We start from the raw sequence: 21,254 nt of genomic DNA on the forward strand, positions 1-21,254 counted from the left end.
AAGATCCGCTCCTGAGCCGGGTAGCAGCTGCATTCGCAACGCGGTCAATGACCACCCGCGCCTCGCCTGCCAAGCGCACACGTACGCGACGAAGAGGGGTACCGGTCGTCACGGTCCGACTCCGTAAGAGATCGGGCGGCCAGGCGACGCGGACGAAGCCGAGCAGTGCAGTGCGTCCGGTCTGCCCGGGCGGAGCCCTCGTGTGGGTGGCGGTGGGGCATCTCGGCGTGTACGTCGGCGTCGGGGGGTTTGTGCCGCCGTAGGTTTCGCTACCAGGTTCCTAGAGGTGGCTGCGGCAGGGAGAGGTGCTGGCGATGGACAACAGGCGGATCATCACCGTGTTCGGCGCGACGGGACAGCAAGGCGGGGCGGTGGCGCGGGCGGCTTTGGGGGACAAGGACAGCGGTTTCGTTGTGCGGGCTGTGACTCGCAGGCCGGATTCGGACCGGGCGAGAGAGCTGGAAGGTCTCGGTGCTGAGGTCGTCAGGGCCGACATGGATGACGAGGCGAGCCTGGGACCGGCGCTGGAGGGCGCCTATGGCGCCTTCCTGGTCACCAACTTCTGGGAAGACATGTCCGCGGCCCACGAGAAGGATCAGGCGCAGAAACTGGCCCGGGCCGCCGGGCATGTGGGGGTGCAGCACGCGATCTGGTCCACGCTGGAGGACACGCGCGAGTGCATCCCGCTCGACGACGGCCGGATGCCCATCTTGCAGGGCACTTACAACGTGCCGCACTTCGACGCCAAGGCGGAGGCCGACCACTTCTTCACCGACGCCGGCGTACCCACCACGTTCCTGCGGACCACCTTCTACTGGGAGAACCTGCTGTCGATGTTCGTCCCGCAGCGCGGGGAGGACGGAACCCTCGAACTCGCCTACCCCATGGGTGACAGCAGGCTCTCCGGCATCGCGGTCGCCGACATCGGCGAGACCGCGCTTGCCCTCTTCAAAGGCGGCACCGACTTCATCCCCGCCACCATCAGCATCGCCGGTGAGCATCTCACCGTCGCGGACATGGCCGCTGCCATGACCGACACGCTGGGCGAGCCGGTGCGATACCGCCCCCTGACGCCGGACGCCTTCCGCGCGCTCGGATTTCCCGGCGCCGACGAGGCCGGCAACATGTTCCAGTACTACGCCGACTGCGAGCACGCCTTCACCACCGCCCGCGACCTCGACGCCGTACGTGCCCTCCACCCCGGGCTGCAGGACTTCCGAACCTGGCTGACCGCGCATCGCGATCAGTTCCACCTGTCCTGACCGGTACCCCACCCTCCGCCGGAGTGGGCATCTCCGCAGGCGGGCGGCATGTGGTCTGCCGTGCTCATCCGCGCTCCTCCTGGTCGGGTGGTTCGCTCACCGTGACCTGGGCCGGGCGCAGGAGGTGTTGTCCGACGCGGTAGCCGGCGCGGAGGACGGTGGTGCAGGTTGGCCGGTCGACCTTGTCGGACCGTTGGTAGGAGATCGCTTCGTGGCGGGTGGGGTCGAAGGGTTCTCCTGTGGCCCCGACTTCCTGCAGGCCGAGCGTGGCCAGCTGGGTTTCGAGCGCGTCGGCGACCGCTCGCATGCCGGGATCGAGGGTGGCGTGCTTGCGGGCCTGATCGATGGCGTCCAGGACGGGCAGGAGGCCGCCCAGGACGTTGGCGACAGCGATTTCCCGTATCGCGAGGCGGTCACGCCGTACCCGCTTGCGGTAGTTGTCGTACTCCGCCTTGAGGCGCTGCAGGTCGGCGGTCCGTTCGGCGAGCAGGCTCTGCACAGCGTCGGTCCCGGCGGCAGAGGCGTCGCCGGACGTCCCGAACTCGCCGCTCCCGGTCCCGCTGTGCTCGGGATTGCCGTCGCCTGCCCCGAGCTCGAGGGTGACAGGGTCGATGGGTCGTTTGTCCCTGATCACGATGGGGGGCGGCTGCTTTCGCGGTCCGTCGGATGATTTCGGTGGGCTCATCGCGCGTCTCCCTTCGGGCTCTCGTCGTCGACGATCTCCGCGTCGACGACTTCCTCACCCGCGCCGGACGACCCGGAATCGGAGGCCGGCCTGTCACCGCCTGCGGCCCCCTGGGCTTCGTAGAGGGCGGTCCCGATCTTCTGCGCGACGTTGCCGGCGCGCTCCGTCGCCGTGCGGATGGCCGCCGTGTCCTGACCCTTGAGCTTCTCCTTGAGGTCGGCGATCGCGGTTTCGGTTTCCGCCTTGAGGCCGACCGGGACCTTGACCTCGTTGTCGTGCAGCAGCTTCTCGGTCTGGTAGACGAGCTGTTCGGCGCTGTTGCGGGTCTCGGCCTCCTCCTTGCGGCGGCGGTCCTCCTCGGCGTGCTGCTCGGCCTCGCGGACCATGCGGTCGATGTCCTGGCGAGGCAGGGAGGACCCGCCGGTGACGGTCATCTTCTGCTCCTTGCCGGTGCCGAGGTCCTTGGCGGTGACGTGCATGATGCCGTTGGCGTCGATGTCGAACGCGACCTCGATCTGCGGCACGCTACGCGGGGCCGGCGGCAGGCCGGTGAGCTCGAACACCCCGAGCTTCTTGTTGTACGCGGCGATCTCGCGCTCGCCCTGGAAGACCTGGATCTGCACGGACGGCTGGTTGTCCTCGGCCGTCGTGAAGATCTCGGAGCGCTTGTTCGGGATCGTGGTGTTGCGCTCGATGAGCTTCGTCATGATGCCGCCCTTGGTCTCGATGCCAAGCGACAGCGGGGTCACGTCGAGGAGCAGGACGTCCTTCACCTCACCCTTGAGCACACCGGCCTGGAGGGTGGCGCCGATGGCGACGACCTCGTCCGGGTTGACGCCCTTGTGCGGATCCTTGCCCGTCAGCTCCCTGACCAGCTCCGTCACGGCGGGCATGCGGGTCGAGCCGCCGACCAAGATGACGTGGTCGATGTCCGAGACCTTGATCTTCGCGTCCTTGACGGCGTTGTGGAACGGCGCCTTGCAGCGCTCCAGGAGGTCGGCGGTCAGCTGCTCGAACTGGGAGCGCGTGAGCTTCTCGTCCAGGTGCAGCGGGCCCTCGGCGGACGCGGAGATGTACGGCAGGTTGATGTCGGTCCCGGTGGCGGCGGACAGCTCGATCTTCGCCTTCTCCGAGGCCTCGCGCAGACGCTGGAGCGCCATCTTGTCCTTGGACAGGTCGACGCCGTACCCGTTCTGGAACTGCTTCACGAGGTGGTCGACGATCTTCTGGTCCCAGTCGTCGCCGCCGAGGTGGGTGTCACCGTTGGTGGACTTGACCTCCACCAGCCCCTCGCCGATCTCCAGAAGCGACACGTCGAACGTGCCGCCGCCCAGGTCGAAGACGAGGATCGTCTGGTCGTTCTCCTTGTCCAGCCCGTACGCCAGCGCCGCGGACGTCGGCTCGTTGATGATCCGCAGCACCTTCAGCCCCGCGATCTCGCCGGCCTCCTTCGTCGCGGTGCGCTGGGAGTCGTTGAAGTACGCCGGAACGGTGATCACGGCGTCCGTGACGTCCTCACCGAGATACGCCTCGGCATCGCGCTTCAGCTTCTGCAGGACGCGTGCCGAGATCTCCTGCGCCGTATACCGCTTTCCGCCGATGTCGCCGGCATCCGGGAAACGCCAGTCCGCCTCACCGATGTGGCGCTTCACGGACCGCGCCGTGCGGTCGACGTTCGTGACCGCCTGCCGCTTGGCGATCTCTCCGACCAGGACCTCTCCGCCCTTGCCGAAGGCCACCACGGAAGGGGTGGTCCTGTTTCCTTCGGTGTTGGTGATGACCGTGGGCTCGCCGCCCTCCAGGACCGCGACGACGGAGTTGGTCGTGCCCAGGTCGATCCCGACTGCGCGTGTCATCATCCGCTCCTCTCAGATCCATGAACCTCTCGACTGTTCACCTCGCCGGGCGGCGGTGGGATTCCGGCAGGACGCCGAGTCCGAAGCGGTCGCAGAGCTCGACTCCGCTGACATCGGCCTCACCACGCGCGTACCGCCGGACAACGCGTTGATCTCCTTGCGTGAGCCGTCTACGGCCCTGATCTCGACCGTCCGAGGCTTTGCCTCCTCGGCGACCGCAATGCTCGGCCGAAGTACGCCGGCCTCGTGGGAGCCCTCGATACGGTCGGTGTCCAGCGTCTCGCCGAGGAACAGCCGGCGGCTGAAGCTGCCGGAGGGGTGCTCCGCGATCAGCACGTCGCGGTGGTCTCCAGAAGCGGTGGTCCGCCGGTCCGCCCGGACGCTGAGGACGATGTGTTCGACGTCGGGGTCGATGGACTCGCGGTGGACACCGGGCAGGTCAAGCGCGAAGGCGAACTGCTGTGCCAGCCGGTCCAGTTCACGTAGGGGATCGGTCCTAAGGAGCGTCATCGTTCACTCCTCTCCCTGTCGTCACGGATGCACGTGGCGACACCACCTATATAGCGCGTTGCAATAAAGTTGACAAGGGTCGACTCACACCGGGTGGGTGCGACACCGGATCGTATGGCCGCTGGTGAGATCACGGCGCGGGCGCCAGTAGCACGGCCGGACGGCTTCCCGGCCGTCGGGAGTGCTGGAGAGTGCGTCAACGACCTCCGCAGGCAGCGCCGGCCTCCGCAGCGCCGTCCGGGGCACCGCGTCGACGCCGCTGCCCATTCCGACGGCGCTGTCCTTCCCGGCGCCGGCACTTCGCTCCGGACCCGTGCCCATACACCGATCTTCCTATCCTTCGCTGCCCATCACCAGGCCGGCCTTCCGAAGCCCCGAGGTGTGGCACCCGTTCCACGGCTTGCTCGGCCGGCCGCCCTCGCTCGGTGCTGCTCGCGGTCTTCAGGGACCTTGCCGCCCGGGCTCCACAAGCCGCCGACGGACGAGATCGGGGGGTGCTACAACCGCGGCCCGACCAGTCGCGGAATTCGGGAACTGGCGGGTGCAGTACGGAAGGTCGAATCCCTGCTCACAGGTACGACAAGATCCGCCGCGGTGCGTCGAGGGCCCGACTGAGGGCCTTGATCAGGTCCGGCGGCTGGTTGTCGGCCTTGTCGGCCGAGACGTTCAGCGCGTAGTAGATCTGCTCCACGGACGGCGGTCCCACCGCCAGGTTGCGCTTCGCGGCCTGCTCGGAGGTGGCCTGTGCGGTCCCCACCAGATAGGCGGCGCTCATCGCGCCGGTACGGCCGACGCCGGCGCCGCAGTGCACGTAGACCGGCCCGGGTGACTGGCGGACGGCCTTCAGGAAGGTGTCCACCTGCCGCTCGGTGGGGGTCTGACCGTCGCGGATCGGCAGGCGGACTGCTGTCAGCCCCGCCTGTGCGGGCAGCGAGCGGCCGTGGGCGGACATCTTCTCCGCCCGCAGGTCGACGACCGTGCGAATGCCCTGGTGGGCGAGTTCCCGGTAGCCGGCGGAATTGGGCGCCGAGCCGCGCCACACCTTGGCGTCGACCCGCAGGAAGTGGTTGATGCCGGCCGCGGTGCGCTGACCGGACGAGATGTGGTCGTCCCTGGCCCACGCGGACACCAACAGGATGCCGCCGGCCACGCCGCCCCAGAGCAGGGCGTAACCGATGACGGAGAGCAACAGGGTCGCGACGACTCGGCGTACCCACCGGCGGCGGGATCGGGGAGGGGTCTTGTCCGGGGGGAGCGCGTCGGCCGTGGGCGGGGCGGGGGAGGGGAGGGTTGTCGGGGAGGGCGCAGAAATCAAAACGGGGACACCACCAAGGTGGGGAAGGAGGGAAACGAGCGCTTCCACCACTCCTGGGGAAAACCGCCGACACTGCCAGGCTGCGTGCGGGTCGGCGCCGACCCCGGGCGGGAGACTCCGCGCGCTACCGGCTCTCTGCATCGTACCCGCTCGACCTGGCGCTTCTGTACAAAACGTAACATTACCCTCATCAGGTACCAGTCAACGAGGACGCTCGGCCTGCCCGTCGCCCAGCACGACGGCGCTCGCCCGGTTGACTGCGGCATCCGACAGGCAGCCGCGCAGACGGAGCGTGTCGTGTGAGCCCAACGCCGGGCGGACGAGGCCCGCGTAGACCCCGTCGGAGAGCCTGCTGAGCGGAGAATGGGCGCTCAGCTGCCTGGTCGAGCGGCTGCACACCCCCCACAGGGCGCGGGCCGCGAGGTCACGGGCCACAGGGCCGGTGGGACCGTGGACCTCCACCTTGAAGACGATGGTGGTCGCCGCCGCGTTCGGCGGCCTCTCGGCGCGCGTCTCGGTGGCCTCCTCCAGCACGTGCACACCGAGGATCAGCAGCGTGACCAGCGCGCCCGTGCCGACTACGGCGAGCAGGACGCGCCAGGGATCGCCCTCGGGGACCGCGGGGCGGTCCTCCAGCTGTGGCAGCGGGCCATAGATACCGGCGGGCGGGGCGGCGAGCGGTGCCAGGCGGCCGGCGAGCCGGCGTTCGGCGCCGGGGCGGGTGGTCGCGGCAATCCGGCGGATCAGCCAGGCGACGCCCGTGAGCACGACGCCGGTCACCAGCAGCATCGGCACGAAGACGAAGGTCCTGTTCGTACCGCCGGGCCCGTCGCCGTACGGATCGGTGCCCAGCCAGCGGAAAGGGCTGACGGCCGACTCGTCGCGGGCGTGCTCCAGACGCCTTGTGATCTCCTCCACCCGGGCGTCGCCGTCGGCGATCCGCCGCTCCAGCCGGCCCATCCGCCCGAGCAGGATCGCGCAGATGAGGAAGCCCTCCACGGTGACCAGGATGAGGCCGCAGATGATGGCCCGCTGCCATTCCCAGCGGTAGAGGTAGAGGATCAGGTAGGCGCCGGAGGCGGAGGCGCACAGGCCGCCGAAGAGATAGGCGATGTACTTCACATCGGGTTCCTTCCGCCCGGACGGCGTGGGCCGCGCCCGTTGGTCCCCGACTCGCCGCCATCGATGCCGTCATCGGCGCGGCCGGCGGCCGGGATCGCTTCGACAGTGCCCGTCGCACCGTCCACCCGCACGGTGGTGCCCGGGCGGAAGCGGTCGGTGGCGTGCTCCACCCCCACGACCGTGGGGACCTGGTGCTCGCGGGCCAGCACCGCCAGGTGCGAGAGCACGCTGCCGGTCTCGGCCACGAGTCCGGACAGGTCCGGCAGCAGCGGCGCCAGCGCGGGGTCGAGTGTGGCGACCACGAGCACCGCGTCCTGCGGAACCGCACCCTCACCGTGCCAGACGGTCCCGGTGCCGTAGCCGCCGCCTGCGGCTTGGCCTTCGTGCCCATCGCCTCCGCGACCGTGGCGGCGGCCGGCCGGCACGGCCTGTGGCCGGCCGTCGGCGAGCCGGAAGGCGGCGGGCAGCTGCGGGGTATCGGGGCGTGGAACCCTGTTGGCCAGGTCCACCGGGCGGGTGCCGTGGTCCCCCAGGCCGAGCAGTTCGGGCCAGCGCAGCAGCGCGATTTTGTGGCGCTCGCCTGCCAGGTGGTGCTGGTCCATCCGGTTTCCGATCTCGGCCACCATCGCGGACTGCATCTCCTGTACCCACCGGATGCGCAGTCGCAGCCCCTCGCGCAGGGACAGGGAGGCGACGCCGCGCGGTACGTCGTGCCGGTCGGCGTGCGGGGGCAGCGGGGGGCGTTCGCCGAGTGTGGGCGGCAGCAGCGTCAGCAGGACCGGGTGCCGGGTGAGCAGTTCCTCCTCGCTGAGCCCGCCTGCCCGGCCTTCGGCAAGCACCGCCAGCGCCTCGCCGGCCGCGGTGTTCCCGGTGTCGTTGTCCAGCAGCGCCCCGGCCAGCGACTCCTGGGCGTGCAGCGAGGCCAGTACGGTACGACCCCAGGCGATCGCGCCCAGCAGTTCGCCGCTCAGCAGCAGCCGGGGGACGACGAGGTCGTGCAGCTGGCGGTCGACGTCGGCCATGAGGTCACGGGCGAGCAGCGGGAGGGCGACGCGCAGTCGGCCGACCCGCCAGGCCGCTGCGGCGCGGCGGGCGCCGGGGGCCGGGTTGATGAACTTCAGCACCGGGTGAGCTGCCGGGGCGGCGCCGATCAGCAGCAGATCGGCGACGGCCCGGCCGTCGACGGACGTGGCGACCGGCAGCCGGCGCAGAGTGCGGCGTGGTGCTGCGCCGGTGATGTCCAGGGCCAGAGTCAGGCCCTGGTTCATCGGTGCCAGCCACAGATCCTCCTCCAAGGGCTGGAGGACGTGCGGCAGGGTTTCGGCGACCGGTCCAGGGCCCAGCAGGCGGGCGCCGCGCGGAGGTCGCCCGGCCATCGCGGTGATCGGGCGGGACTGGAAAAGCCACAGTTTGCCCCCGGAGTCGAAGGCGAACTCGACATCCTGCGGGCTGCCGTAAACCCGTTCGGTGCGGCCGGCCAGCCGGACGAGCTGCGCCAGGGCGCGGCGGCCCAGTGGCCGACTGCGACGCGGGACGGCGGGTTCCGTGTGCAGCAGGTGTCCGTAGCGGGTCAGCTGGTAGCGGACTCCTTCGGTCCGGCCGCTGACCAGCTGGTCGGGGCCGCCCCTGACGGCGCTCACCAGGATCCGGTCGAAACGGCCCTCGACGGGGTCGGCGCCGAACATCACGCCCCCGGCGCGCGCTTCAAGCATCGGCTGGACCAGCACCGCCATGTCGAGGGCGGCGGGGTGGGCAGTCGGCCGGTCGCGCGTCGGGGGCGGGGCCGACCGGCCCGCGGAGTCCAGAACGCGGCGGACCGCCTCGCCGAAGGCGTTCCAGGCCCGGACGTCGAGCACGGACTCGAAGCGGCCGGCCATCGAGGACTGTTCGGTGTCCTCGATCACCGAGGAGGACCGGACGACCAGCGGCTGTCGTTCGCCCCCCAGCTCCCGCCAGGCCGCGCGCAGCGCCTCGGGGCCGCGCGGTGCCCGTGGGGCCCGGGTCGCAGGGACGATCACGAAGCCGGGGAGTACCGGCAGGCCCTCGGCCGCCGCGTGGGCCAGATTGGCGGCCTTGGTACCGCACAGGTCCCGCTCGCGGGCCTCGGCGTCGCTGAGCGAGACCACCGCGAGCCTGTCCACGTCGTACGTCATCCGGCGCTCTCCTCCCCGCGACTGTCACCCCGTCGGCCGTGGCGCCCGGCGGGAACCATCGGTCCGCCGTCCGGCGGACCGGCTGTCAGGTCTCGACCTGGGCCTCCGGATCCGACTGGCGTACGGGAGGACCTGCTGGAACCGGGGGTCCGTCCCGGTTCACATGACGAGCAGACCCAGTGCGGTGCGCCGGTGCTCCTCAAGTGACTCGATACGGCGGGCCTGTTCGTCGGTGATCACATCACACACCCAGTCCCAGTGCAGTGCCACCCGATCGCCGGGGTGGAGCCCGTCGATCAGCGTCCGCCCGCCGGCGGAGCAGCGCACGGTCTCCTGCCGCCACGCGCCGACGACCAGTCCCGTGCCGTCCCAGCACAGCGGACGCGACCGCACGGTCGCCACGTCGCTGTCGGCACTGACGACCACTCCCGTGCGGATGCGGCACTGGTCCAGCACGGAGAGGGCGGTCGGATGGCCGCTTCTCCGCAGCATCGGCGCCCAGGGATACACCTCGAACACCTGGAAACTGTGATGGGCCAGGGCACGGCGCCCGGCTTCGCGCCAGGTGCCGCCGAGCTGCCCCTGGAACCGGTCGGTCATGCGCTCCAGCAGGGCGACGGGATCGGCTCGGTCCAGCAGTTCGCCGCCGATCCAGTAGGCCTCGACCACCCGCACGTCGAGCGGGTCCTGGAGCCCGGCAGTCTCCGCGAGGAACTGGAGATAGCACCAGGCCCCCTCGAACTGCCTGGCCCGCCGCTCGATGTCGGCGGTCGCGTCACGGCGGAGGAGAGCCGCCGCGTCGGCCGGGCCGCAGTAGCCGAGCTCATTGGGTGGGTAGGCGTATCGCGCGAACAGCAGTGCGCCCTCGGCACTCACTCAGCAGATCCTCGGTAGTTGTTCGCCGATCGGAAGCCCGATCACCCGGTTCCCGCCCAGCCCGGTCTTCGCGACCACCATCCCGGCGTGGTCCGGAACGCAGCTGCCGATCCTGCACGCCGACCTGCCCAGGGGATGGGACCGCATCGCGGCCAGTACCCGGTCCGCGTCCTCGGCGGGGACGATCGCGATCAGCTTGCCCTCATTGGCCACCTGGAGCGGGTCGAGCCCGAGCAGACTGCACGCGTCCAGCACCGTGGGCGGCACGGGCAGCAGCCGCTCGACCACTTCGATGCCCACGTCCGAGGCGCGGGCGATCTCGTTGAGCGAAGCCGACACGCCCCCTCGCGTGGGATCCCGGAGCGTATGGAGGTCCGCACCGGTGGCGAGCATCGCGGCGACCAGCCCGTGCAGCGGGGCGGTGTCGCTCTCGACCGTCGTACCGAACTCCAGGCCCTCCCGGCAGCTCATCACGGCCACCCCGTGCACGCCGATGTCACCGCTGACGAGCACGGCGTCGCCGGGGCGCGCGCGGCGGGCGTGGATGTCGACACCGGGAGGGACCACACCGATGCCCGAGGTGTTGATGTAGACGCCGTCACCACTGGCGCGCTCCACGACCTTCGTGTCCCCGGTGACCAGGCGGACGCCGGCGGACTCGGCGGCCCGTCCCACGGCCTGGGCGATCCGGCCGAGGGCGCTCAGTTCGGTGCCCTCCGCGAGGATGAAGGCGGTCGAGAGGAACAGCGGCGTCGCGCCGGACATGGCCAGGTCGTTGACCGTACCGTTCACCGCCAGGTCACCGATCGACCCGCCGGGGAAGAACATCGGCTTCACCACGAACGAGTCCGTGGAGAAGGCGATGCGGGTTTCCGAGCCGACCCGCAGGACGGCGGAGTCACCGAGGTCGGCGGCTGCCGCGGCGCCGTACGCGGGCAGGAACAGGTGCTCGATCAGCTCGGCGGACATCGCGCCGCCGCCCCCGTGGCCCATGACGACGGACGGGGTGTCCCGTAGCGGTACGGGGCAGGTCCATCCTTCGAAGTCGAGGTCGGGCACTTCCGCCGTCACGTCGGTCGCTCCGGACCGTTCGGTCACGTCTTGCATCGCGTCAGTCACTTCGCATCGACCAGTTCGAGCCGGCGGTGGGTGTAGTACGCGGCGCAGGCGCCCTCGGACGACACCATGGTTGCGCCGAGCGGGTTCCTCGGTGTGCACTCCTTGCCGAACGCCTCGCACAGATGTGGCTTGATGAGACCCTGGAGCACCTCGCCCGACCGGCAGAGCGACGACTCGGCGGTGTGGATGCCCGCCACGTCGAACCGCTGCTCCGCGTCGAACGCCCGGTACTTCTCGGAGAGCCGCCAGCCGCTACGGGGAATGGCCCCGATGCCCCTCCAGGTCCGGTCCGTCACCTCGAAGACATCGGCGAGCATCTTCATCGCGGGTACGTTGCCCTCGTCGCGAACGGCCCGGGGGTAGGCGTTCTCCACCTCGTACCGGCCCGCCTCGAGCTGGATGACGGTCCGGCGGACGCCTTCGAGGATGTCCAGGGGTTCGAAGCCGGTGACCACGATCGGCACCTTGTACTTCTGGGCCAGCGGCGGGTACTCGGCCGTTCCCATCACGCTGCACACATGACCCGCGGCGAGGAACGCCTGCACCCGGCAGGTCGAGGATTCCATGATCGCGGCGATCGCGGGCGGGACCAGCACGTGGGAGACCAGCAGGGAGAAGTTGCGCACCCCCAGCTTCTTGGCCTGGTACACCGTCATGGCGTTCGCGGGGGCGGTGGTCTCGAAGCCGATTCCGAAGAAGACGACCTCGCGGTCGGGGTTCTCACGGGCCAGTCTGAGCGCGTCGAGGGGTGAGTACACCACCCGTACGTCGCCGCCGGCGCTCTTGACGGAGAACAGGTCCTGGTTGCTGCCGGGCACGCGCAGCATGTCGCCGAACGAGCAGAAGATGACGCCGGGGCGGGCGGCGATCGCCAGTGCCCTGTCGATCATCTCCAGCGGGGTGACACAGACGGGACATCCGGGGCCGTGGATCATCTCCACGCTGTCCGGCAGGAGTTGGTCGATGCCGTGTCGGATGATCGAGTGGGTCTGGCCGCCGCAGACCTCCATCATCGCCCACTTCCGGGTGGTGGCCGCGTGGATCTGGTCGATCAGCTTCTTCGCGAGATCCGGGTCGCTGAACTCTTCGAGGTACTTCACCGGCCGGCTCCTTCGGGGGATGCGCTCTGCTGAGCCGCGCGTTCGAAGCCGTCGCCGAACTCCTCGGCGAGGATGCCGAGGCGCTCGAAGTTGGCGAGGGTGTCCTGTGCCGACCGTTCGTCGAGTCGCTGGATGGCGAACCCGACGTGCACGACGACGTACTCACCGACGGTCACATCAGGGACGTACTGGAGGCACACCTCCTTGCGCACCCCGCCGAAGTCGACCTCGGCCATCACCGTGCCGTCGACTTCGGCGGTACTGAGGACACGCCCCGGAACAGCCAGACACATGGTCCCTCTTCTCTGTGGATCCCTCGTGGGGTACGGGTCGCCGCGGCGTCAGCCCGATGCGGCGATCATCAGCTGGCCTAGGGCGATCCCGCCGTCGTTCGGCGGGAGCAGCCGCGGCCGCAGGACGGTGAAGCCTCGCTCACTCAGGCCGCGTTGCGTCGCTTCGAGCAGTACGGCGTTCTGGAAGACGCCGCCGCCCAGGGCCACGGCATCGAGGCCGGTGTCCCTGCGGCACAGGTGCGCGAGGCCGACCACAAGGGCGGCGACGGCGGCGTGGAAGCGTGCGGCGATCAGCCCGGCGGGAACACCGGCCCTCACGTCGGACACCACGGCCCGCACGACCGGGCCCGGGTCCGCGACGGTGGGTTCCTCTCCCGTACCGGGCAGGATTCCGAAGCGGTAGCCGCCCTCCTGCGTCGCGAAGCCGGCCGCCGCGGAGCGGGCCAGTGCCTCCAGCTCCATGGCCGCCTCCGCCTCGTAGGCCACCTCGTGCCGGACGCCGGCCAGGGAGGCGACCGCGTCGAAGAGCCGGCCCATTCCCGACGTGGGCACGCAGCCGAAGCCGGTGGCGAACTGGTGTGCCAGTACGCCGCGTTCAGCGGGTGGGCAGGCTTGGGCCGCGGGCAGGTCCTCGTCCCAGGGGACGCCTGCCGCGTGCAGATGAGCGAGGGCCATCCGGTACGGACGCAGGACGCTCGCGTCGCCCCCGGCCAGCGGTACGTAACCGAGGTGCGCGGCCCTGCGGAACGACGCGTAGCCGGCCACCAGGACCTCGCCGCCCCAGGCCGCCCCGTCGTCGCCGTGGCCGGTGCCGTCGAAGGCGACGCCGATCACGCGCTCGTCCGCGCCCAGGCCGTGCTCCGCCATCACGGACGCGATGTGCGCGTGGTGGTGCTGCACCGTGCGGACCGGCCGTCCGGCCGCGTGGGCGCGGGCCCAGTCGCCTGAGCGGTAACCGGGGTGACGGTCGGCCACCAGCCCGGCGGGCGCCACCCCGGTGAGGTCCTCCAGGTGCTTCTCGATCCGGGTGAGCCCGTCGACCGTGGACAGGTCGTCCATGTCTCCGATGTGCTGGCTCAGCCAGGCGTAACGGCCTTCGGCCACCGCGCAGGTGTTCTTCAGATCGGCGCCCACGGCGAGCGTCGGGGGAACGTCGAAGGGCAGCGCGAGCGGAAGCGGGGCGTATCCGCGCGAGCGGCGGAGCGGCAGTTCAGCACCGGCCGCATAGCGGCTGACCGAGTCGTCGCACGGCACATGGATCCGCCGGTCGTGCCGGAGCCAGGCATCGACCAGCGGGGCGAGGACGGTCAGCGCGTCCCCGTCATCCGTGACGATCGGCTCGCCCGACAGATTGGCCGACGTCATCACCAGTGCGTCCGGGCCCGGCCGGTCGTCACCGATTCCGAAGAGCAGGACGTGCAACGGGGTGTACGGAAGCAGTAGTCCGAGGTGAGGACTGCCGGGTGCCACGGCTTCGGACACCCCCGCCCCGGCCCGGCCGGGGTGCCGGGGGAGGAGCACGATCGGCCGGCGGCCACAGGTCAGGAGCTCTTCCTCGTCCTCCGTGAGGGTCACCAGCTCCCGTGCGACGTCGAGGCCCGGGACCATGACCGCGAAGGGCTTGCCGGCGCGCTGTTTGCGTCGGCGCAGCTCGGTCACGGCGTCATCGTTGCGGGCGTCACACACCAGGTGATAGCCCCCGAGGCCCTTGACCGCGACGATCCCGCCGCCGGCGAGGAGCTCCCGCGCGGTCCGCAGCGCGTTCGCGTCGTGGGACGGGGACACACCGTCCTTGCCGACGAGTTCGAGCCGCGGTCCGCAGTCGTGACAGGCGATCGGCTGGGCGTGGAAGCGCCGGTCGCGCGGATCCTCGTACTCCGCCCGGCAGGCCCCGCACATCTCGAAGTCCGCCATCGTGGTGGCGCCCCGGTCGTACGGAAGGCCGGTGACGATCGTGAAGCGGGGGCCGCAGTGCGTGCACGTGATGAACGGGTGGCGGTAGCGCCGGTTCGACGGATCGCCGAGCTCGTCGAGGCAGTCACGGCAGGTGGCGATGTCGGGCGAGACGAGCGTTCTGGCCCGGCCGGACGCGCTGGAGCGCTCGATGGCGAAGCCCGTACCCCCGCGCGTCGGCCGGTCGCTCGTGCGCACGTCCTCGACGACCGCGAGCGGCGGGGCGTCGGTACGGAGCCGGCGGCCGAACTCCTCCACGGCCTCGGCCGGTCCCTCGACCTCGGCGAGCACTCCGTCGCCGGTGTTGGTCACGGAACCCGTGAGCATCAGCTCCGAGGCGGTGACGTAGACGAAGGGCCGGAAGCCCACGCCCTGCACGACACCGCGCACCTCGAACCTCCGCCGGATCCGCTGCTCCCGGCCGCGGCCCATCATCTCCAGACCCGACAGCGCCTCCCGGGCCTTCGCGTGGTCGATGAGCTCGACGGCGAAGCCCATGTGGAGAAGCACCCAGTCGTCGCAACCGGGTGCCTCGTCGAGCATGCCGATGTTGACGCGGCGTCGGGCGCCCTCCACGTCCACCAGAGCCAGCTGGCCCGCATACCCGTCCACGAGTTCCACGACGCGGCCAGGGATTCCTAGGCACATGATCAGGGTCTCCGGGGTTCGGCGCTGTTCAGGGACGCGGCCGGCACGAGCTGCCGGACCAGGGTGTGCACTGCCTGGATCGCCTCGGGCACCGCTTTGTCGACTGTTTCGCTGAGCCCGATGCCCTCCTCGACTCCGGCGGGCGGACAGCCGACGAGGTAGGTGAGCGGAAGAGTACCGCCCAATTGATCCAGATTTGCAAGTACAGCGACCGGATTCATCCCATGGGCGTCGAATTCACCCGTACCGAGGTCCTCCGCGCCGATGCGGAGCACCGTCACCTCCCCGGGGGCGCCGCCCCCGGGGTACGCGTCGACCAGGACCAGCGCGTCGTACCCGTCGAGCAGGTCGTACGCGAGATGCATTCCGCGGATCCCGTAGTCCACCACCCGGGCCTGCGGGGGCATCCCCTCGGCGCGGGCCAGCCGGCGTACGACCTCCGGGCCGAAGCCGTCGTCGCCGAGGAACAGATTGCCGATGCCCGCCACCAGCACCCGGGCGGCCGTGTCCTGTTCTTGCGTCATCCTCGGCTCAGCCGCCACCGGACTGGAGGTCGGGCGATTCCGGGTCCTGGGCCTTCTTCGGCTGTACGGAGGTGTCCGAGCGTTCGTCCGAGGTGCCCGAGGGGCGGTCGACCGGGCCGCCTTCCGGTTTGTCCGAGCCGGTGTCGCGGGACCCCTTCGGGCCCCGTTCCTCCTGTGGCTCCTCCTCGACGCCGCTGTTCTTCTCCGGTGCGTCCGCCATGGGGTGCTCCTCACTCACATCATTCGGATCGGGGGTTTCACATCGAACGGATTCGCAGGTAGCGGCGGACGTCGGGGATCGACCTGATCCCGACCCCCACGGCGACGACCGCCACGGCCGCCGCGACGCCGACGGTGATGATGCCCAGGTTCTTCACGATTGGTTCTCCTCTCGGTGCTGCGCCGTCTCCTCGACGGACAGGGGTGTCAGCTCATCGGGCGCGAAGTAGAAGTAGCGGCCGTACCAGTCGTGCAGGTCCGACGCCGGGTCGTCGACGAGGACCAGGGCGACGTGCGTACCGCCGTCCACGTCCGAGAGGACCGCCGTCACCCGTGCCACCTGGCCGGCGAAGAACAGGTCCTGTGCGTCGGCCCGCCGGGACGGATGGACCCGGACCAGGCTGCCCTTGGCCACCCGGACCCCGTCGATCAGCACCGCGTCGCTCCCGGGCCGTACCGAGGCATCGGCCGCCGGATCCCACCAGGGTGCGCCCGCGGTGTCGAAGGTGGCGGGCTCGACGTCCCGGACGTCGGCCGCCTTCCCCACGAGAGCCGCCGCCTCGGGCGGGTGGGGGTCGCGCAGCAGTCCGTGCAGCTGTTGGAGGTCGGCGGGCGACATGCCGTCGCACCGGTCGATGATCTCCCGGGCGCGGGGATCGGTGGCCCGGGCCTCCGCCTTCTCCTCCTCCGTCATGGTCATGACCCGGAGGGTGAGGATCTCGTCGATCTCGGTCGAGTCGAACAGCGCGCCGGGGCTCTGCTCGGCGACCTCCGGGTAGTCGTAGAGGATGATCGGCGCGCCGAGCAGGGTGTCTGTCGTCCCCTTCGGCCCGACCAGCACGGGCCAGCACCTGCGCTGTCGGCACCGGCCGGCGGCTGCCGCCGCCCCGGCGGGCGGTTCGAGCAGTGAGACGAACTCCGCGTCGTGCGCCCGGATCAGGAGGTGCGCGCCGATCAGCGAGGACCGGATCGCCGCGTCCTTGGTGACGGCCGGCTCCGGGTGCTCGTTGCGTACCGCCACGGAGAGGCGTACGTATCCGCCGTCGACGACGGGTCGCGCACGGACCCGGAACGCCAACGGCAGTCGGCGCCGTACGATCCGGCCCACCTCCACGCCCTGTGCGTCGGTCACCGGCTCGATGTCCTCACCGCCCGGGACCTGGTGGACGGAGTCCGCCTCCTGCGTCAACGGCAAGGCCGTCAGGACGACTTCCTGTTCGACCGCCTCGTCCCAGGACATCACCGACACCCCGTCGACGGTGAGGTGGTCGACCGGTCTGTCCACCCCGTCCTCGCCCGTGGTCCGTACCTCGCGGACCTGGAGCTGGAGGAAGCGCAGATGCATGGTGACGGCCGCCGGCCCGTCGCCCGGTGCCAGCAGACACTGCATCTCCATCTCCGGCTCCTCGCTGAAACTCGCCGCCGAGGCGTGCGGCGGGCCGAGGACTCCGAACTGCCAACGTGAGCGGTTCTTGTTCGAGCTCGCCCGGTACGGGTAGAGGAGGTACCCCTCGTAGAGGACGGCGTCGGCGATCGAACGCACCTGGTCAAGGCTCACAGGACCACCTCGTCGTGCTCGGCCAGGAGTGCCTGGACCGTCTCGTCCCAGCTGATCAGCCCGCGCCGGGCCCGGAAGTCCGCGAAGCGCGCGAGCACCTCGTGGTCCAGCCTGATCCACCCGGTGTTCGGGAAGTGCGCCGCCACCATGCGCCGCCACACCTCGACCGGCATCGCGTACCGGGCCTCGCAGTCCCACGGCACCTGCTCGACCCCGAAGCCCTTGCTGCCGCGGGTGAAGACCGTGCCGGAGAACATCAGGACAAGGGGGACCGAGCCCTCTCCCAGGGCGTGCAGATAGCGGGAACCGATCACGTCGAAGTCGTACGTGCAGGGCAGGGCGAGGTCCACCTCGGTCGCGCCGCTGAACCCCTGCACCGTGGTGTCGCAGCTCATCCACTGGAACGGCTTCAAGGTGTCAGTCCAGCGTTCCCGGCCGCCGAACAGTGCCACCAGCCCGCTCTGTTCGGCATCGTCGTAGTGGCGTCGCTGCGGCTCGATGCGGACCTGGCAGTGCAGCGCGATGGCGTGGATGCGCCGGCCCGTCCGCTCCTCGATCCGCAGTCGAGCGGTGAGCTGCGGCGCGGCCGCGTACGGCTCGGCGAACACGTCGAGCACGGAGAACACGAAGTCGTTCACCGCGCCCCGATCCCGGCGGCGGGCCGGCTGCGGTCCGCCACCCGAGCGAAGAAGCCGTCCGTCGCGGCACGCGCCTCGGAGCCGCCGTCGAACCCGCGCCACAGTGTGCGCAGTTGACCCACCAGTTCGTAACAGGCGTCGATCGGCACCAGATGGCACGATCCGCCGCTCTCTGCCGTGCGCCGGATCAGCAGCGCCTCCACGTCGGGACGCAGCACGGTGAGTTCCGGGCTCGACTCGACGACGGCCGCCCAGGCGTCCAGCGGCAGCTCCGACTCGGTGGCCCCGGCGGGGCCCGGGTAGAACGCGACCATGCGGTCCATGACGGAGTTGCGGAACAGGAAGGCGAGCCCTACGGGGATCTGCAGTTCGTCCCAGGCGCGCCCGTCCACGGTCAGCCCGTCGAAGTGCAGATAGCGATCGGGGACCGCCCGGTAGCGCAGCTGTGCCCCCTCGTCGGTGAACAGCAGATAGCAGGCCCGGCAGCCGCACATCAGGGCGCGGCTGTCGAGGTTCACCACGTGGGGGTGGTCCTCGCCGATCGGCGCCGCACACATCTCGCAGCGCTCACCGGCAGGCGGCTGCGGCCGGTTGCGCGTGAGGCGCAGCAGGGTGGATGCGGGGGAGGCGGAACGGCCGGCCGCGATCACGGCGCCACCGCCGCGGGCACCGAAACGGAGACCGCCGCACCGTCCGAAAGCAGGGGCAGCGGGGCCAGGTGCACACCGTCCTCGTCGAGGCAGACCCCGGCCCGCCGCACGTCGTAGTGGGCACGGCACCCGGCGCAGCGAAGGATCGCGTCTGCGGGCCCGCCGCCCAGCCGCCGCGTCAGCGTGGCGCCCTCGAACGGCCGCTCGCAGCGCGCACACCGGTCCTCGAAGGCGAGGAGGTCCGCGCCGACGCGGCAGACCACCACCGGCATTCTGCCGACGTCCACCCGGGCCACGGCGCCGGGCTCCAGCCCCGACAGTTCCGGCACGACCTGCCAGAAGGCGCCGTCGTCGCCGGCGGCAGCGTCCGCGTGCAGCCGGGCGAACAGAGAGTCCACCGGCACCAGCGGCCCCGCCGCCCCGGTTTCCTCGTCGGCCGCGGTCTCGACCTCGATCGAGGTGATCTCCGGAGCCGCGGCCTCCACCGCCCCCTGCACGGCCAGCTTGAGCGTGACCGTGGACGAAGGGCAGCCGTCGCAACTGCCCAGCATCCGCAACCGGACGGTGCCCTCGTCGGTGACAGCGAGCAGCTCGACATCACCGCCGTGCGACCCCAGATACGGCCGCACACTCTCCAGCGCCTGCTCGACCCGGGTCTCCACGCCGTACGGGTGCAGCCCGTGGACCAGCAGGACGCTGGCCACCAGGTCGTCGCCGGCCAGAGCGGCCAGGACGTCGTCGTCCAGCCGCCCCTGCTCGTGCACGAGGTCGAGCAGCCGTTCCAGCCCGGCGCCGTAGAAGTCGGCGACGAGCCGGACCAGTTCCTCGCTGCGTTCGCGGGCGACCGCGCCGCCCGAGGCGCTGGCGGCGATCAGCGTGTCGATGCGTTCACCGGTCGCACGCCAGTCGGGCGCGGCCGGGGATTCCTCCTGCGCCATCACTCGCTGCCCGCGGACTGGGTGGGGGAGTGCAGGAGTTCCAGCTTCTTGCCCTCGCCGAGATACATGTGCACGCCGCAGGGGAGACAGGGGTCGAAGCTGCGAACCGTGCGCATGATGTCGATGCCCTTGAAGTGCTCCCGGTCGTTCTCCTCGAAGATCGGCTGGCCCTGTACGGCGTCCTCGTAGGGACCGGGAGTGCCGTACGTGTCGCGAGGGCTCGCGTTCCAGGGAGTCGGCGGATACGGATGGTAGTTGGCGATCTTTCCGTCCCGGATCACCATGTGGTGCGAGAGGACACCGCGTACCGCCTCGGTGAACCCGCAGCCCACCCCCTCTTCGGGCACCTCGAACTTCTCCCAGGTCTTGGTGTTTCCCGAGCGGATCTCCACGAGCGCCTTCTCCGCGAAGTGGAGCGCGCAGGCGGCCGCGTACGCCTGGAAGTAGCTGCGGGCCCGGTTGCGCTCGATGGTGTTGCTCCACTTCGGGACGTGCCACTCCAGCTCCACCGGCCCCTTGAGCGCGGTCTTGGGGAGGTTGATCTTGACGCTGTGGCCGGTGGCCTGGATGTAGCCGATGTCGACCAGCCCGGCCAGCGCTGTGGTCCACAGCCGCGCGAGCGGCCCGCCACCCGTGTCGAGAGCCAGGTAGTCCTTGCCGTCGAACCACCGCGGTGACATGACCCAGCTGTACTTGTCGTCCAGATCCCGCTTCTGCGGTTGCGGGTTGGTGTGCTGGTTCCACGGGTGGCGCCGGTCGACCGGATTGCCCAGCGGGTCGTGGGAGACGAACGTCTCCTGCTCGTCCCAGTCGTTGTAGTACGACGAACCGAGCAGGATCCGGATGCCGAGGTTGATCTTCACCAGGTCGGTGGTGACCAGCTTCCCGTCGACGACCACACCGGGGGTGACATACATCTTGCGTCCCCAGTCGGTCATGTCCTTGTACTCGAAGTTGCAGTACTCCGGGTCCTGGAAGGAGCCCCAGCAGCCCAGCAGGATGCGCCGGTTGCCGACCTGCTCGTACCCCGGCAGGGCTTCGTAGAAGAAGTCGAAGAGATCGTCGTGCATCGGCACGACCTTCTTCATGAACTCGACGTACCGCTGGAGCCGGGTGATGTAGTCCGTCATCAGCTGAATGGTCGCCACGGTGCCTACGCCGCCGGGATACAGCGTGGAGGGATGGACGTGCCGGCCCTCCATCAGACAGAACATCTCCCGGGTCATACGGCTGACCTGGAGGGCCTCGCGGTAGAACTCGCCGGTGAACGGGTTCAGCGACCGCATGATGTCGCCGATGGTCTTGTACCCGTGGGCGTCGGCGTGCGGTGAGGGGGTGCGGTTGGCCTGCTCCAGCACCCCGGGGTTGGTCTCCGCGACCATCTTCTCGCAGTAGTCGACCCCGACCAGGTTCTCCTGGAAGATGTTGTGGTCGAACATGTACTCCGCGGCCTCGCCGAGATTCACGATCCATTCGCCGAGGTGCGGCGGCTTCACCCCGTACGCCATGTTCTGCGCGTAACAGGAACACGTGGCGTGGTTGTCACCGCAGATTCCGCAGATGCGACTAGTGATGAAGTGCGCGTCCCGCGGATCCTTTCCCTTCATGAAGACCGAATAGCCGCGGAAGATGGAACTGGTGCTGTGGCACTCAGCGACCACCTTCTGCTTGAAGTCGATCTTCGTGTAGATGCCCAGGCTGCCGACGATCCGGGTAATGGGATCCCACGCCATTTCGACCAGGTCATTCTGCCCCCGGCCTCCTCCGGCACCCTTGTGCTGCGTCGCGGTCATTGCGCCGCCTCATCTTTCTGTCCGTTGCGGTGATTTCGCGGT

Annotated in this window: 19 protein-coding genes; 1 reads left to right on the top strand and 18 read right to left on the bottom strand. The window is 70.1% G+C overall.

Annotation, left to right across the window (positions count from 1 at the left end):
• Positions 1-314: 314 nt before the first annotated feature.
• Entirely contained in the window at positions 315-1,262 is a 948-nt protein-coding gene (locus AB0C82_RS12020; protein ID WP_362839413.1) for an NmrA/HSCARG family protein, read from the top strand.
• Between the two features lie 64 nt (positions 1,263-1,326).
• Here the strand turns inward: AB0C82_RS12020 and grpE are convergent, their stop codons facing one another.
• The 18 genes from grpE to AB0C82_RS12110 form a co-directional block, all read right to left on the bottom strand.
• Positions 1,327-1,947: a nucleotide exchange factor GrpE gene (gene grpE / locus AB0C82_RS12025; RefSeq protein ID WP_362839416.1), complete on the bottom strand. Its 621-nt coding sequence runs from the start codon at positions 1,945-1,947 to the stop codon at positions 1,327-1,329.
• Positions 1,944-3,803 carry a molecular chaperone DnaK gene (gene dnaK, locus AB0C82_RS12030; RefSeq protein WP_362839419.1) on the bottom strand — a complete coding sequence of 620 codons (1,860 nt, stop codon included), beginning with the start codon at positions 3,801-3,803 and terminating at the stop codon, positions 1,944-1,946. Before dnaK ends, grpE begins: the two co-directional genes overlap by 4 nt.
• Before the next feature lie 12 nt (positions 3,804-3,815).
• Positions 3,816-4,313, bottom strand: coding sequence for an Hsp20 family protein (locus tag AB0C82_RS12035; RefSeq protein ID WP_362839422.1), 498 nt, complete (start codon positions 4,311-4,313; stop codon positions 3,816-3,818).
• A 568-nt stretch (positions 4,314-4,881) separates the two neighbouring features.
• Positions 4,882-5,628 carry a dual specificity protein phosphatase family protein gene (locus AB0C82_RS12040; protein ID WP_362839425.1) on the bottom strand — a complete coding sequence of 249 codons (747 nt, stop codon included), beginning with the start codon at positions 5,626-5,628 and terminating at the stop codon, positions 4,882-4,884.
• Positions 5,629-5,829: 201 nt separating this feature from the next.
• The gene (locus AB0C82_RS12045) at positions 5,830-6,750 is read right to left on the bottom strand and encodes a hypothetical protein (protein ID WP_362839428.1); all 921 of its coding nucleotides are present in this window, start codon (positions 6,748-6,750) and stop codon (positions 5,830-5,832) included.
• The gene (locus AB0C82_RS12050) at positions 6,747-8,903 is read right to left on the bottom strand and encodes a PEP/pyruvate-binding domain-containing protein (protein ID WP_362839431.1); all 2,157 of its coding nucleotides are present in this window, start codon (positions 8,901-8,903) and stop codon (positions 6,747-6,749) included. Before AB0C82_RS12050 ends, AB0C82_RS12045 begins: the two co-directional genes overlap by 4 nt.
• Positions 8,904-9,062: 159 nt before the next feature.
• Positions 9,063-9,779, bottom strand: a complete 717-nt coding sequence (locus tag AB0C82_RS12055; RefSeq protein WP_362839434.1) for a DUF6390 family protein — start codon at positions 9,777-9,779, stop codon at positions 9,063-9,065.
• Positions 9,780-10,886 (bottom strand): hydrogenase expression/formation protein HypE, encoded by a 1,107-nt coding sequence (gene hypE / locus AB0C82_RS12060; RefSeq protein WP_362839436.1) that lies wholly within the window; start codon positions 10,884-10,886, stop codon positions 9,780-9,782. It lies immediately after the preceding gene.
• Positions 10,887-10,894: 8 nt separating this feature from the next.
• Positions 10,895-11,998, bottom strand: coding sequence for a hydrogenase formation protein HypD (gene hypD / locus AB0C82_RS12065; RefSeq protein WP_362839439.1), 1,104 nt, complete (start codon positions 11,996-11,998; stop codon positions 10,895-10,897).
• A complete protein-coding gene (locus AB0C82_RS12070; protein WP_362839442.1) occupies positions 11,995-12,291 on the bottom strand; it encodes a HypC/HybG/HupF family hydrogenase formation chaperone in 297 nt (98 codons plus the stop codon). Before AB0C82_RS12070 ends, hypD begins: the two co-directional genes overlap by 4 nt.
• A 48-nt stretch (positions 12,292-12,339) precedes the next feature.
• Positions 12,340-14,892, bottom strand: coding sequence for a carbamoyltransferase HypF (gene hypF / locus AB0C82_RS12075; RefSeq protein WP_362839445.1), 2,553 nt, complete (start codon positions 14,890-14,892; stop codon positions 12,340-12,342).
• Between the two features lie 2 nt (positions 14,893-14,894).
• Entirely contained in the window at positions 14,895-15,416 is a 522-nt protein-coding gene (locus tag AB0C82_RS12080) for a hydrogenase maturation protease (RefSeq protein WP_362839448.1), read from the bottom strand.
• Positions 15,417-15,423: 7 nt separating this feature from the next.
• Positions 15,424-15,636: a hypothetical protein gene (locus AB0C82_RS12085; protein WP_362839451.1), complete on the bottom strand. Its 213-nt coding sequence runs from the start codon at positions 15,634-15,636 to the stop codon at positions 15,424-15,426.
• A 153-nt stretch (positions 15,637-15,789) separates the two neighbouring features.
• Positions 15,790-17,193: a hypothetical protein gene (locus AB0C82_RS12090; protein WP_362839454.1), complete on the bottom strand. Its 1,404-nt coding sequence runs from the start codon at positions 17,191-17,193 to the stop codon at positions 15,790-15,792.
• Entirely contained in the window at positions 17,190-17,831 is a 642-nt protein-coding gene (locus AB0C82_RS12095; protein WP_362839456.1) for a DUF6084 family protein, read from the bottom strand. Before AB0C82_RS12095 ends, AB0C82_RS12090 begins: the two co-directional genes overlap by 4 nt.
• Entirely contained in the window at positions 17,828-18,481 is a 654-nt protein-coding gene (locus AB0C82_RS12100) for a DUF5947 family protein (RefSeq protein ID WP_362839459.1), read from the bottom strand. The genes AB0C82_RS12095 and AB0C82_RS12100 overlap by 4 nt, the downstream gene beginning before the upstream one ends.
• On the bottom strand, positions 18,478-19,419 hold the full coding sequence (locus tag AB0C82_RS12105) for a NifU family protein (protein WP_362839462.1): 942 nt from the start codon (positions 19,417-19,419) through the stop codon (positions 18,478-18,480). The genes AB0C82_RS12100 and AB0C82_RS12105 overlap by 4 nt, the downstream gene beginning before the upstream one ends.
• Positions 19,419-21,212: a nickel-dependent hydrogenase large subunit gene (locus AB0C82_RS12110; RefSeq protein WP_362839464.1), complete on the bottom strand. Its 1,794-nt coding sequence runs from the start codon at positions 21,210-21,212 to the stop codon at positions 19,419-19,421. Before AB0C82_RS12110 ends, AB0C82_RS12105 begins: the two co-directional genes overlap by 1 nt.
• Positions 21,213-21,254: the final 42 nt, after the last annotated feature.

The sequence above is a fragment of the Streptomyces sp. NPDC048560 genome (assembly GCF_040650955.1).
Taxonomy (GTDB): domain Bacteria; phylum Actinomycetota; class Actinomycetes; order Streptomycetales; family Streptomycetaceae; genus Streptomyces.